Annotated in this window: 6 protein-coding genes; 2 read left to right on the forward strand and 4 right to left on the reverse strand. The window is 37.2% G+C overall.

Annotated elements, in window-relative coordinates; genetic code table 11:
* Positions 1-3: 3 nt before the first annotated feature.
* The 4 genes from CELAL_RS07875 to CELAL_RS07890 form a co-directional block, all read right to left on the reverse strand.
* Positions 4-1059: a hypothetical protein gene (locus tag CELAL_RS07875; RefSeq protein WP_013550377.1), complete on the reverse strand. Its 1056-nt coding sequence runs from the start codon at positions 1057-1059 to the stop codon at positions 4-6.
* Positions 1060-1065: 6 nt separating this feature from the next.
* Entirely contained in the window at positions 1066-2751 is a 1686-nt protein-coding gene (locus CELAL_RS07880; RefSeq protein WP_013550378.1) for a DUF6909 family protein, read from the reverse strand.
* Positions 2752-2829: 78 nt separating this feature from the next.
* Positions 2830-4326 carry a GH3 family domain-containing protein gene (locus CELAL_RS07885; protein WP_013550379.1) on the reverse strand — a complete coding sequence of 499 codons (1497 nt, stop codon included), beginning with the start codon at positions 4324-4326 and terminating at the stop codon, positions 2830-2832.
* Between the two features lie 6 nt (positions 4327-4332).
* Positions 4333-5202 carry a M23 family metallopeptidase gene (locus CELAL_RS07890; protein ID WP_013550380.1) on the reverse strand — a complete coding sequence of 290 codons (870 nt, stop codon included), beginning with the start codon at positions 5200-5202 and terminating at the stop codon, positions 4333-4335.
* A 197-nt stretch (positions 5203-5399) separates the two neighbouring features.
* On the opposite strand from CELAL_RS07890, the gene tatA reads away from it, so the two are divergent.
* Positions 5400-5591, forward strand: coding sequence for a twin-arginine translocase TatA/TatE family subunit (gene tatA / locus CELAL_RS07895; RefSeq protein ID WP_013550382.1), 192 nt, complete (start codon positions 5400-5402; stop codon positions 5589-5591).
* Between the two features lie 361 nt (positions 5592-5952).
* Positions 5953-14796 carry an Ig-like domain-containing protein gene (locus tag CELAL_RS21425; protein ID WP_013550383.1) on the forward strand — a complete coding sequence of 2948 codons (8844 nt, stop codon included), beginning with the start codon at positions 5953-5955 and terminating at the stop codon, positions 14794-14796.
* Positions 14797-14804 lie beyond the last annotated feature (8 nt).

A 14804-nucleotide genomic window follows, 5' to 3' on the forward strand; every position in this document is an offset into this window, starting at 1 on the left:
GGATTAATGTTTAGTATAATTTTTTAGATATTTATTCAGTGATAATAAGCCTAATATAAATAGCGCTAACCCTAATAGAATTGTAGGAACTAAAAACTTATAGCTATTCCAGATTCCTTTAATTTCAACTCCTTTTCTCGGGAATGCAGAGATCACATTTAATATACTAGATTTATTGGCTTTCTCTTCATTTAATAAGACAAGGCTTTCTTTAAGTTCCTCCATTTTATTAATTAACGAAAGTTCTTTATTGTCTTTACTTCCACCTTCTCCAAGACTTATGTTGGTGCCTTGCATAGGTTTATCTGCTTCTTTGAGCATAACTCTTTTGTATAAAAGCTGTAAAGAGTCTATTTCAGTGATTTGCTTGCCGTATATACTGTCCTGTAGTTTGATGTTGATATCACTGATGTCCTTCTGTAAATTGAAATAATCATTCCTTGAAATTGAATTGATAATTGCGTCTTGAATTTTTTTTCCAACACCATTGTTCGTGGCTATCAGAGCAATGGTATGAAACCGCGCATCTAATGAATTAAAATTTTTAAGATATGCTTCCATATCTATCGCTTTTTGTGTGGTAGTATCTAAACTTTTTACAAATTTATCAAACAATTGAACTTTCTGATTCTCATCAGAATAGGACTCCACAGTGAATTTTTTTATAGAACTGGCTTCTTTTAGGGTAATATCTAATGCTTCCGCTAAGGCAATAGAATCTTCTGATTTGGCTAATTCATTATAAAAATTAATATTATTATAGAGTTGTTGGACACTATTAAAGTTGGGTTCTACAACCATGGTAGAAAGGTAAGCAGGTTCTTTATTAACATCAAGATAGACTCCGATTGCTATTCCGATAACAGCAACAATAGCAAATTTGATAAAGTGTTTTTGTATGAATTGTAAGAAAATTATGATTGCGCCAAAAATCCCTTTAAAAATATCACCAATAAATCGGAAAAGTTTCTTAATACCATTTCCAATTAAATGGAATAATTGCCCTAAGTCTACTTCATCAGAATTTGAAGAAGGTTGTTGTGGTGTTTGGTTGTTCATGCTTACTTATGACTTAAATATTTGTTCTAAAATTTTATCAGTAATTAAATAGGTTGGTTTTACTCCCGTGGTACCTAATCCGCCAGAAGCTAGAGTGCTCCCTGTTTCTAATGGGTTGTCAGAGGCATAATATGCATAACGAACTTTTACATCTTCACGTATACTTTTACGTACTTTTGAAGCAGATTGTATTGCTTTTTGATAATGTACACCTTCCATTTCTAACCCAATAACGTTCCAGGTAGAGGCGTGGAAAAATTTCAAGATATCTTTATTCTGCAACGAAGTTCCTAAAACGGTAATCATAGCCCCCTCTAAAACCTTCAATCCATTGCCCTTGAAATCGTCGGCAGTTAATTCATTTTTAAAAGGATAATTATCTGCTGTTCCTTCAAATACATGCGCTGTTGGTATCATTAAATCACCTTTTCCGCCTTCTAATATTCCGGCCTTTCCCATAATGGAAATAGAGTGAACATCTATAAAAACAGGCTGATTTTTCTTAACCTTATAAGGTTTTAATAGTTCATCTATAGTTTCGTAAGCTTGTTCTCCAAAAGCGTAATCCATTACAAATATAATAGGTTTTTTCTCACTTGGGAGGTCTTTTTCGAAAGAGTAGCTGCAGACATCATCCGTAAATTTGGCGGTATCAAATATCTGAACGTCTATATTAGTACCCGAAACATCATCAATAGCGATCATTCCATTCTTAATGGCAACGGCAGTTACTTTGTTTCTTAGTTCTGCGTTTTCAGATGAACTTAGTTTCTCATAAATTTCTAAAGAATCATCATTAGGGAATTCTTTTTTCAATGCTTTTCTAGCAAATAAAGAATTCATCACACTGTGCATGTTGGCACTTATAATATGGATGGGCCTATCTAATAAACCAGCTGTATTTAAGGTTTCTTTTATAGCATCTGACCAACGTTCTCCGTGAATGTGGTGTCCTAGTCGCTCTCTCAATAGAGGCGTAAAGGTTATAGCACGTTTGTCTCCTGTTAATTCTTCTTCAATGGCTAATTTTCCTAGCCAGTAAATAATCTTTAGAAAACGATCTGGATTCTTCTTAGTTGCAAATTTCTCATAAACTTCGATGATTTCTGCAAAAGAGCGTCCAAGAATATTTGCCGTATGAATTATAGCAATTTCTCGTTCTGCTTGGGTAAGTTTTGATTTGCTTATCGCATTTTCTAATTTTCCCCAATCACGAATTGTATTCCCGGTATCTTCAATAATTACGCGGGTTGCAATTTTATGAGATTCTATGAATAAGAAGGTTAAATGCGTTAGTATATCATAGATATCAGACCTACCTCTAGTAATCTCGATGTTCATTTGTTCGTCATCGATACGATAACAATTACGTCTTCTTTTTGGAGGAACAATGGCTTCAAAATGCGATTTACCATATCCTTCATCAGAGGTAAGGTTAATAAATCTACACTGTTCTATTCCTTCTGGTAAACGTTCTAAAACATATATTAAACCACTCAATTCTCCTTTTTCCTCAGCAATTGTTCCATAAATTTCTGGTCTTAACTGAAGTAATGCATTACGAAGCGTTTCTCCAGAAACACCCATAGGTTTATAAAAACCACGATTGAATAAATGACGCATGGTAATATACAAACGCTCAATAGCATTCGTAGATTCTTGCGCTCTAGTGGTATTTGTTGTCTTGCTCATGTATTGAAAAATTCTTGTAAAACTACGATTTATTATTCAGATTTATAATTCTTATCCAAATGAAAACTTTATAGTAACCTAGCGTTTAAGCGTATTTAACTCGTTTGCCACGTTACGATCGTTAGATAAGCGCTGTACTTTATTCTGTCCGCCCAATTTACCGATGGATTTCATATACTCATGAAACCCACCTTCTTTGATGCTTGTTATCTTTAAGGTTTGAAGTATTTTACCGTCAATAAGGTCAAAATAATAGCTATTTTGTTGCTGTAGTTCTAGGTCTAGAATTGAAATAAACTTTGCAAGGTCTGAAGGTTCTTTCTCAAACTCTATAAACCATTCATGGTAGGGTAGTTCATTTAATTCAGGTGTTATTTGGGGTGCAACGGTAAATTCATTCACACGAGCATCTGTTTCTTCAATTGCTTTTTGCATCGCAGATTCTACTTCTTTACCAATAACATGCTCCCCAAAGGCAGAAATAAAATGCTTTATTCTTCCAGATACAATTATTTTATAAGGTTTTAAGGAGGTAAACTGAACAGTATCTCCTAGATTGTATGCCCATAAACCGGCATCTGTTGAAATAATCATCACATAGTTAATGCCAATTTCAACATCTTTGATAGTAATACGCTTCGGATTTGCTTCAAAAAATTCATCAGATTTTATAAACTCATAGAATATACCTGATTTTAGAAGCAATAACATCCCTTTTTCTTTCTGAGAATTTTGGTAGGCAAAAAAACCTTCACTAGCAGGGAACAGCTCAATACTATCTACTTTTCTGCCGATTAAATTTTCAAACTTAGCTCTATAGGGTTCATAATTTACTCCGCCATAAATAAAGAGGTTAAAGTTTTTAAAAAGCTCGCCTATTTTTTTGTTTCCAACAGTATTTAATTTTTCAAAATACATCTGTACCCATGAAGGGATGCCTGCTATTACGGTCATATCTTCATGTATAGTTTCATTAACTATTGTATTTACTTTGGTGTCCCAATCTTCTATGCAATTGGTTTCCCAACTTGGGAGTCTATTTTTTTGTAAATAATTAGGTACATAATGGGCAGATATGCCTGATAACCTACCAAGTTTAACTCCGTTTTTCTCTGTTAAAACGGGGCTTCCTTGTAAAAAAATCATTTTACCAGTTACAAAATCGGCTTTGCCTGTTTCGTCGATATAATTTAAGATAGCATTTCTAGATGCTTCTACTTGATGTTTTATCGATGTTTCTGTAATCGGAATGTATTTTGCGCCTGACGTAGTTCCTGAAGTTTTAGCGAAATAAATGGGTTTATTGGGCCATAAAATATCAGACTCCCCTGCTACAACTTTTTCTACATATGGTTTAAGTTCTTCGTAATCTCTTACGGGTACTTTTTTTATAAAATCAGCATGGTTTTTTATTTCTGAAAAATCATGATCTTTTCCAAATGTTGTGTTTTTAGCAGTTTCAATAAGTCCTGCTAATAGTTTTTCTTGAGTGATTATTGGGTTATTAACCCACTTTTGAGTTTTTTTTGCAATTCTTCTTGCGAAAATTTTGGCAGCTAAAGACTTTATAGACATGTAAAATTATTTAAAATCAATATAATCTCTTGGATTGGCGGGACTAGAATTGTTCCATAATTCAAAGTGTAAATGCGGTCCAGTACTAAGTTCTCCCGTATTTCCTACAGATGCAATAACTTCTCCAGCTCGTACTAAATCTCCTTGTGCTTTACTTAATGAACCATTATGCTTGTAAACAGAAAGTAAGCCTTCTTTATGTTCAACTATAATTACATAGCCTGTTTCAGAAGTCCATTCAGAAAATATAACGGTTCCATCTGCTACAGATTTTACAGGAGTTCCTTTTGCGGCAACGATATCAATGGCATAGTGTTTTGTTTTAGGGTCATAATCCTGAGAAACACTCCCATTTATAGGAGGAAATAAAATTTGATTTACATTTTTATCAGTGCGCTCAAATAAATTGTATTTGTCTTCTAATTCTACTTGTGCTCTCAAAATAGAATCTTCTTTTATTGGGGTCAAATCTACACTGGCAGGGTCTAGTTTGAATTGTTCAAATAAAGAATCTCTATTCATTTGGTTATTTGCGATATCACCATTTAAAACTTTTCTAATATTATCTAAATATTTATTAGTGTAGTTTAAAACAGTCACTAAAGAGTCAGACTTATAAGTCAGTTCTGTGGCTTGTCTTTTTAGTTTTGTAGAGGAATACCCAGGTATATACTCCCTCAATGGAGTAAATGCAATTAACAATGTGGTAAGGGCAATTAAACAAACAATACATATAGACCCTGTAATAAATACGTTAAGCCTACTGAGCTTAAAAGATATTTTTTCTTCAAAAGTGTTTTCGTTTAAAATAACCAAACGATACTTATGAAGAAGTTTTCTTTTAATTTCTTTTCCTTTTTTCTTCTTTTTTGCCATACTACACAAATATAACCTAGAATCTTATTGCGATAAAATACTTTTAATAATTACATCGAATTTATAAATACTAAACTGTAATTTGTATACGTTTGGCAAATTATTATGGACTTTTTTAAAAATTATAATACTGTACATAAATATTAACACCATGTGTAATACTTTTTTAGTAAATTTGTGGTTCTAAAATTTAATCTATGATAGTTTCAAATATTTTTTTAGGAATGATCGGGCCATGGCAAATTGCGGTTGTAGTAGTACTTGTATTATTACTTTTTGGAGGGAAAAAAATTCCTGAATTAATGCGTGGTTTGGGTAGTGGTATTAAAGAGTTTAAAGATGCCTCGAAGGAAGAGGATTCAACAGATAAAATAGAAGAGAAAAAATAAGTTTATACTACTTCATTTTTTAAAAAAAGCCTTTGATTATTTCAAAGGCTTTTTTTTGTGCAAATTTTTCATCGACTTAAAAAAATAGCATTTGCTATAAATTATGGATATTAATTAAGTGTAGTTTGTCGATTATTCCTACAAGAATCAATGCTTTACAGGGGTTTTGAATTTATAATTTTGTAGGAAACAACACTTTTTTCACGATAGGTATACAATATGAATTACTTCACAACAAATGGAAATTCAATTTATATCGAGATTTTTATTACTGGCGTTATAACCTAATAATAAACCGTTTAGCTGTATGCTTTTAATCTATTGCATATAGGTAGCCTCAAGGTCATAACACTAAATATCCATGAATAGAAGCTTAATCTCTGAAAAACTAATTCTACTCGTATTTTTATCTGTTATTCACCTGTCTTTTAGCACTATAGATACTAATTTGGTATTAGGGAATACCATAGCTGTGAGTAGCGAAGTTGCTGCTTTTGTACCGCCAACTTTTACAGGTTGTGACGCTACTTCTTTAAACGTACAAGTTACCTATACTACAGGTGAGTGTGGAGGGACTGTAACATGGAATCCTCCAACGGCATCTTCAGATGCGGTAACTGTAACCAGTAATTACCAACCAGGAGACAATATTCTTCCTGGTACTACGGCTATTATTTATCGTGCTGAAAATGCAGCTGGTGAAGTTGGCATATGTACTTTTAATGTGACTGTAGAAGACAATGAAAAGCCTGTTTTTGATACTTTTCCTTCTAATATTACTTTAACTGCGGATCCTAATACCTGTACAGCTACGCATTCTTGGGCAGAACCAACAGTTTCTGATAATTGTCCTGCGGGTGAAGGTGAAGCGCCTGTACTTCAGGATTTTGAATCTTTCTTAAATCAATGTTATGTTTTTACTAAAACGTCTATAGGGAATGGCGGTCAAGTAAATGGAAGTAGGAATTTGGTAGCAAACTCGTTATCTATAGCTTCATTTTATACAAGTACTTTAGTTACGCCTACAATGTATTTTAATGGGGAAGGTGAAATCTCATTTTCTCATGTTATAAACACGGTAGGGAACAATGCTCAAATTCACATAGATATTCTAGATGAAGATGATGCTGTGGTTCAAACAGATTTTTTTAGTAAAGTGTATACAGATACAGCTGTTCATCAAGAAAACATTCCTTTTATACTTACAGGGAATTATAGAATTAAAATTCGCTATTCCTCAAGTGTATTTAATAATACAACGCAAGTTGCTTATTTAGATGATTTTTTATTACCAGGTACGATAGTTACAAATTTAACGGATACAGATTGTGTCTTAGCAGAGTTTTCTGCCACTAGATCTGATGGTAACGGAAAGGTTAATGGAGATGAGTTTGATATTGGTACAACTACTATCGTATATAGAGTGTTTGATGCCAATGATCAATTTACGACGAAGTCTTTTACTATTACTGTTGAAAATGATTTAAATCCACCAACCGGAGCTTCTGAATATAGTTATTGCGAGGGAGATACTCCGCCAGAAATGACAGTATCTGTAGATGAAGCTGTTGGAGAAACGGCCAATTGGTATGATACAGAAGGAAACCTCGTAGCCTCTAACACAACAACATATACAGCACCAACTAGCACAGAGTTATTTAGAAATTTTTCTGTTTATTCTGTGAATGCCAACGGTTGTTCAAGTGATACATTTATATCTATAGATTTATATCAATTTCCATTACCATCTGCACCAACTGCAGATTCTCCATTAGAATATTGTGTAGGTGATACGGCAGTTCCTTTACAAGCTACGGGCGATTCAGGAAACACATTGCAATGGTATGATGCGAATACAGGGGGTACATTATATACTTCTGATCCAGTACCAACGACAACTACAGCAGGCAGTACATTCTATTATGTGCAACAAACGAGTGCCTTTACGGGGTGTATTAGCCCTAGAACAGCAGTAGAGGTTATTGTTCATGCGCTACCGGCAAGTCCCACATTAGTAGCAAATACTGTTAATTATTGTGTTGGAGATACTGCACAGCAATTAGATGACTATGTTCAAACAGGTGCTAATTTAATTTGGTATGATGCAGCATCTGGAGGTAATGTTATTTCAGGAAATACAATTCCGTTAACCACTACGGCAGGTATAACAGATTATTGGGTTACACAAACGCAAACGGCTGCTAATTGTGAAAGTTTAAGAAGAAGGTTAAGAATTATTGTTAATGATCCTCCAGTAATAACGAATCAACCTGATAATGTTGAAGTTTGTGAGAATGAAGATGCAGTTTTTACGGTTACCGCAATAAATACAAGCACCTATCAATGGCAATCATTTGATGGCTCAAATTGGTCAGATTTAAGTGAGGTAAGCCCTTATAGTGGGACTTCAACAAATACATTAACGATAAATTCAGTTCCAGTATCATTAACGAATACAAGATACAGATTAGTGGTTTCTAGTGCTGCTGCAAGTTGTGCAGATGCAATTTCAGAAACTAAAACACTAACGGTAAATCCTTTGCCAATGGCTCTAACTGTTACAGACGTTGCCTATTGCCAAAATGATACGGCAAATGCCTTATCTGCAAGTGGCACCAATTTGTTATGGTATACTGTAGCCACAGGTGGTACGGGAAGTGCAACGGCACCAACACCAAATACAGCAACAGTAGGTACTACGTCTTATTATGTAACACAAACAAATGCAAACGGTTGTGAAAGTCCTCGTTCAGAAATAGTGGTAACGATTAATGCATTACCAGCGGCTCCAACAGTGAGTGCTATTGCCTATTGCCAAAATGATACGGCAAGTGCTTTATCGGCGAGTGGTACTAATTTGTTATGGTACACAGCTGCAACGGGTGGTACGGGAAGTGCAACAGCACCAACGCCAAGCACGGCAACAGTAGGCACTACATCATATTATGTAAGTCAGACCAATGCAAACGGTTGTGAAAGTCCTCGTTCAGAAATAGAAGTAACGATTAATGCATTACCAACGGCGCCTACAGTGAGTGACGTTGCCTATTGCCAAAATGATACGGCGAGTGCCTTATCGGCGAGTGGTACTAATCTGTTATGGTATACAGCTGCAGCGGGTGGTACAGGAAATGCAACAGCACCAACACCAAGTACAGTAACAGTAGGTACTACGTCTTATTATGTAAGTCAGACCAATGGAAACGGTTGTGAAGGTCCACGTTCAGAAATAGTAGTGACAGTATATCCACAACCAACAGCGCCAACAGTGAGTGACCTTGCCTATTGCCAAAATGATACGGCAAGTGCCTTATCGGCAAGTGGTACCAATTTGTTATGGTATACTGTAGCCACAGGTGGTACAGGAAGTGCAACGGCGCCAACACCAAATACAGCAACAGTGGGCACTACATCATATTATGTAACACAAACAAATGCAAACGGTTGTGAAAGTCCTCGTTCAGAAATAGTGGTAACGATTAATGCATTACCAGCGGCGCCTACAGTGAGTGCTATTGCCTATTGCCAAAATGATACGGCAAGTGCCTTATCGGCGAGTGGTACTAATTTGTTATGGTACACAGCTGCAACGGGTGGTGCAGGAAGTACAACAGCACCAACGCCAAGCACGGCAACAGTAGGTACTACATCATATTATGTTAGCCAGACCAATGCAAACGGTTGTGAAAGTCCTCGTTCAGAAATAGAAGTAACGATTAATGCATTACCATCGGCGCCTACAGTGAGTGACGTTGCCTATTGCCAAAATGATATGGCGAGTGCCTTATCTGCAAGTGGCACCAATTTATTATGGTATGCTGTAGCATCAGGAGGTACAGGAAGTGCAACGTCACCAACACCAAGTACAGTAACAGTAGGAACTACATCTTATTATGTAAGTCAGACCAATACCAATGGTTGTGAAAGTCCTCGTTCAGAAATAGTAGTGACAGTATATCCACAACCAACAGCACCAACAGTGAGTGACGTTGCCTATTGCCAAAATGATACGGCAAGTGCCTTATCTGCAAGTGGTACCAATTTATTATGGTATACTGTAGCCACAGGTGGTTCGGGAAGTACAACGGCGCCAACACCAAATACAGCAACAGTAGGAACTACGTCATATTATGTAACACAAACAAATGCAAACGGCTGTGAAAGTCTACGTTCAGAAATAGTAGTAACGATTAATGCATTACCAACGGCTCCAACAGTGAGTGACGTTGCCTATTGCCAAAATGATACGGCAAATGCTTTATCGGCGAGTGGTACTAATTTGTTATGGTACACAGCTGCAACGGGTGGTACAGGAAGTGCAACAGCACCAATACCAAGCACGGCAACAGTAGGCATTACATCATATTATGTTAGTCAGACCAATGCAAACGGTTGTGAAAGTCTACGTTCAGAAATAGAAGTAATGATTAATGCATTACCAACAGCTCCAGGAGTAACTAGTCCTGTGGTGTATTGCCAGAATGATACTGCGAGTGCCTTATCGGCAAGTGGTACCAATTTATTATGGTACACTGTTGCATCAGGAGGTACAGGAAGTGCAACAGCACCAACGCCAAGTTCTACAACCGCAGGCGATACATCATATTATGTTAGTCAGACCAATGCCAATGGTTGTGAAGGTCCACGTTCAGAAATAGTAGTGACAGTATATCCATTGCCAACAATAAGTACTTCAAGTTCGCCCACATGTTCTACAGATTTAACGACTTATTCCGTTTCTGTAAATGTAAATACGGGAACAGTAACAAGTACCGCAGGAACAGTAACAGATAATGGAAGTAATAATTGGACGATATCTGGAGTAAATTCAGGTACTGATATTGTTATTACGGTAACAAACGGAAGCACAACATGTGCAAATACATTAAGTGTTACGGCACCGGACTGCAGTTGTCCTGTCGTAGCTGCTCCAGGAGTAGCTAGTGGTGACCTAGCGTATTGTGTGGGTGATACAATTCCGACAATTTCGGTAGGTGTAAATTCTGGTGAGACTGTAGATTGGTATTCCATTGCGAATGGTGGCACTGCTATTAGCACAGGATCATTAAGTTATCAACCTGCAAGTTTAGGAAGTGGCGTTACTACTTTTTATGCGCAGGCAAGAAATATAACAACGGGATGTACCAGTAGTACCCGAAGAGCAGTTTCAATCACTCAATATGCAGTACCAACGGCGCCAACGGCGAGTGCTATTGCCTATTGTCAGAATGATACGGCGAGTGCCTTATCGGCGAGTGGTACTAATTTGTTATGGTACACAGCTGCAATGGGTGGTACAGGAAGTGCAACAGCACCAACGCCAAGCACGGCAACAGTAGGCACTACATCATATTATGTTAGCCAGACCAATGCAAACGGTTGTGAAAGTCCTCGTTCAGAAATAGAAGTAACGATTAATGCATTACCAACGGCGCCTACAGTGAGTGACGTTGCCTATTGCCAAAATGATATGGCGAGTGCCTTATCGGCAAGTGGCACCAATTTATTATGGTATGCTGTAGCATCAGGAGGTACAGGAAATGCAACGGAACCAACACCAAGTACAGTAACAGTAGGTACTATATCTTATTATGTTAGTCAGACCAATGGAAACGGTTGTGAAGGTCCACGTTCAGAAATAGTAGTGAGAGTATATCCACAACCAACAGCGCCAACAGTGAGTGACGTTGCCTATTGCCAAGATGATACGGCAAGTGCCTTATCGGCAAGTGGTACCAATTTGTTATGGTATACTGTAGCCACAGGTGGTACGGGAAGTACAACGGCACCAACACCAAATACAACAACAGTAGGTACTACGTCATATTATGTAACACAAACAAATGCAAACGGCTGTGAAAGTCTACGTTCAGAAATAGTAGTAACGATTAATGCATTACCAACGGCTCCAACAGTGAGTGACGTTGCCTATTGCCAAAATGATACGGCAAATGCTTTATCGGCGAGTGGTACTAATTTGTTATGGTACACAGCTGCAACGGGTGGTACAGGAAGTGCAACAGCACCAATACCAAGCACGGCAACAGTAGGCACTACATCATATTATGTTAGCCAGACCAATACAAATGGCTGTGAAAGTCTACGTTCAGAAATAGAAGTAACGATTAATGCATTACCAACAGCTCCAGGAGTAACTAGTCCTGTGGTGTATTGTCAGAATGATACGGCGAGTGCCTTATCGGCAAGTGGCACCAATTTATTATGGTATACTGTAGCCACAGGTGGTACAGGAAGTGCAACAGCACCAACGCCAAGTTCTACAACCGCAGGCGATACATCTTATTATGTAAGTCAGACCAATGCCAATGGTTGTGAGGGTCCACGTTCAGAAATAGTAGTGACAATATATCCATTGCCAACAATAAGTACTTCAAGTTCGCCCACATGTTCTACAGATTTAACGACTTATTCCGTTTCTGTAAATGTAAATACGGGAACAGTAACAAGTACCGCAGGAACAGTAACAGATAATGGAAGTAATAATTGGACGATATCTGGAGTAAATTCAGGTACTGATATTGTTATTACGGTAACAAACGGAAGCACAACATGTGCAAATACATTAAGTGTTACGGCACCGGACTGCAGTTGTCCTGTAGTAGCTGCTCCAGGAGTAGCTAGTGGTGACCTAGCGTATTGTGTAGATGATACAATTCCGACAATTTCGGTAGGTGTAAATTCTGGTGAGACTGTAGATTGGTATTCCATTGCCAGTGGTGGCACTGCTATTAGCACAGGATCATTAAGTTATCAACCTGCAAGTTTAGGAAGTGGCGTTACTACTTTTTATGCGCAGGCAAGAAATATTACAACGGGATGTACCAGTAGTACCCGAAGAGCAGTTTCAATCACTCAATATGCAGTACCAACGGCGCCAACGGCGAGTGCTATTGCTTATTGTCAAAATGATACGGCAAGTGCTTTATCGGCGAGTGGGACTAATTTGTTATGGTATACTGTAGCCACAGGTGGTACAGGAAGTACAACAGCACCAACACCAAGCACAGCAGCAGTAGGCACTGCATCATATTATGTTAGCCAGACCAATGCAAACGGTTGTGAAAGTCCTCGTTCAGAAATAGTAGTAACGATTAATGCATTACCTGTAGTAGTGGCGAATGCATCACAAACTTCTATTAATGCAGGAGAGAGTGTTGTTCTAACGGGGTCAGGGGCATCAAGTTATATTTGGGATAATGGCGCAACTGATGGTGGTTCTGTAACTCCATTGGTAACTACAACATATATGGTTACAGGGACCAATACTAATGGTTGTGAGCGTACGGATTCTGTAACGATTACGGTAGCAGAAACCTCAGATTTAAGCTTAACTATAGTGGTAAATAACGCTTCGCCCAATGTAGGAGATCCTGTTATTTTTACTTTAACGGTAAACAATGATGGTCCTACAGATGCTGCAGCTGGAGTAGTGGTAAAAGATTTATTGCCATCTGGATATACATATGCTAGTAATTCTTCAAATGGTATTAATGGCACTTATGATGCAGCAACTGGCGATTGGGTTCTTCCTAATTTAATAAATGGTGCTTCTGTTTCATTAGATATCATGGCCACTGTTAACGCGCCTACATCAGATCCAACTGAGTATATAAATAGTGCAGAGGTGACTAACGCATTAAGCTATGATCCAGATTCAATGCCAAACAACGATGATGGGGATCAGAGCGAAGATGATGAAGATAGTATAAGTGTAGCTCCTCTAATTGTAGATTTGGAGCTTGTAAATTCAATTTCTCCTTCAACGGCGAACCCTGGTGAACTCGTTACTATTTTTATAGAAATTACCAATACGGGAGCAGCAAATGCCACTAATATTAGTATTGCTAATTATATACCTATCGGTTTTTCTGTAAGTACCATTGCCAATGGAGGAACACAAGTGGGTAATACCATTACGTGGGATGGCTTAGCGATTCTCTCAGGGGATCGTGTAACAATATCTTTTGAGGCAATCGTGAATATTCCAACCAATGTTCCAAATGAATATTTAAATAGTGCTCAAGTTACTCAAGTTACAGAATATGATATGGATTCTACACCAAATAATGATGATGGAGACCAGAGTGAAGATGATGAGGATAATACGATTTTAGATTTAATTCCTGCTGATTTAAGTTTGACTAAGGCAATTAGTGCTAGCTCCGTTTCTAACCCAAATGCAGGTGACTCATTCACTTTTGAAATTTCCGTAGAAAATGTAGGTCCTGGAATTGCAACTAATGTGTCTGTTATGGATGTTTTACCAGTAGGATATACATTGAATACAGTGAATAATGGGGGAGTAGTTTCTGGAAATACGATTGAATGGCAATTAGTTAATGTACCAATTGGTATTCAAGTTTTATCGTACGAAGTAAGTGTAAATGTACCTTCGAATACCTTAGATGAATATAAAAATATAGCTCAAATTACGGCTTCTGATCAATTTGACCCAGATTCAACGCCTAATAATGACAATGGCGATCAAAGTGAAGATGATGAGGCTTATTTTAGTATTAATGCACCTACAGTAGATCTTGAAGTTTTAAAGACGGTAGATAAAGAGCAGACCTATGTAGGCGATTTAGTAACTTTTACCATTACCGTATTAAATAATAGTGCTTACGCTGCTACTAATATTGGACTAGAAGATGTGCTACCTGCTGGGTATACAATGATTAATCATACACAAAGTTTAGGTACTTATGATGAGTCTATAGGTATGTGGGATATTCCATTATTAGAAATAGGCGAAACTGCAGTATTAGAAATGACCGTGGGTGTTACAGAATTTACTAATTACACTAATGTTGTAGCGCTAGTTTATGTAGACCAAATCGATACAAATATGAGTAATGATCGGGATGAGGTTACTCCTGAAGTTACTCAAGAAGAATGCTTAACAGTCTTCAATGAGTTCTCTCCAAATAATGATGGTGCAAATGATTTCTTCTTTATTGAATGTATTGATAAGTACCCTAATAACACACTACAAGTATTTAATCGGTGGGGAGCTAAAGTTTATGAAGCTAAAAATTATAAAAATAATTGGAATGGAACTTCTAAAAATGGGGTGCGTATTGGGCGTGAAGAAAAATTACCATCTGGCACCTATTATTACCTCTTAAACTTAGGAGAAGATACTGAAAAATCAAGAACAGGCTGGTTATACATTATAAGATAATTTTAGTT

The sequence above is a fragment of the Cellulophaga algicola DSM 14237 genome, assembly GCF_000186265.1.
GTDB lineage: Bacteria > Bacteroidota > Bacteroidia > Flavobacteriales > Flavobacteriaceae > Cellulophaga > Cellulophaga algicola.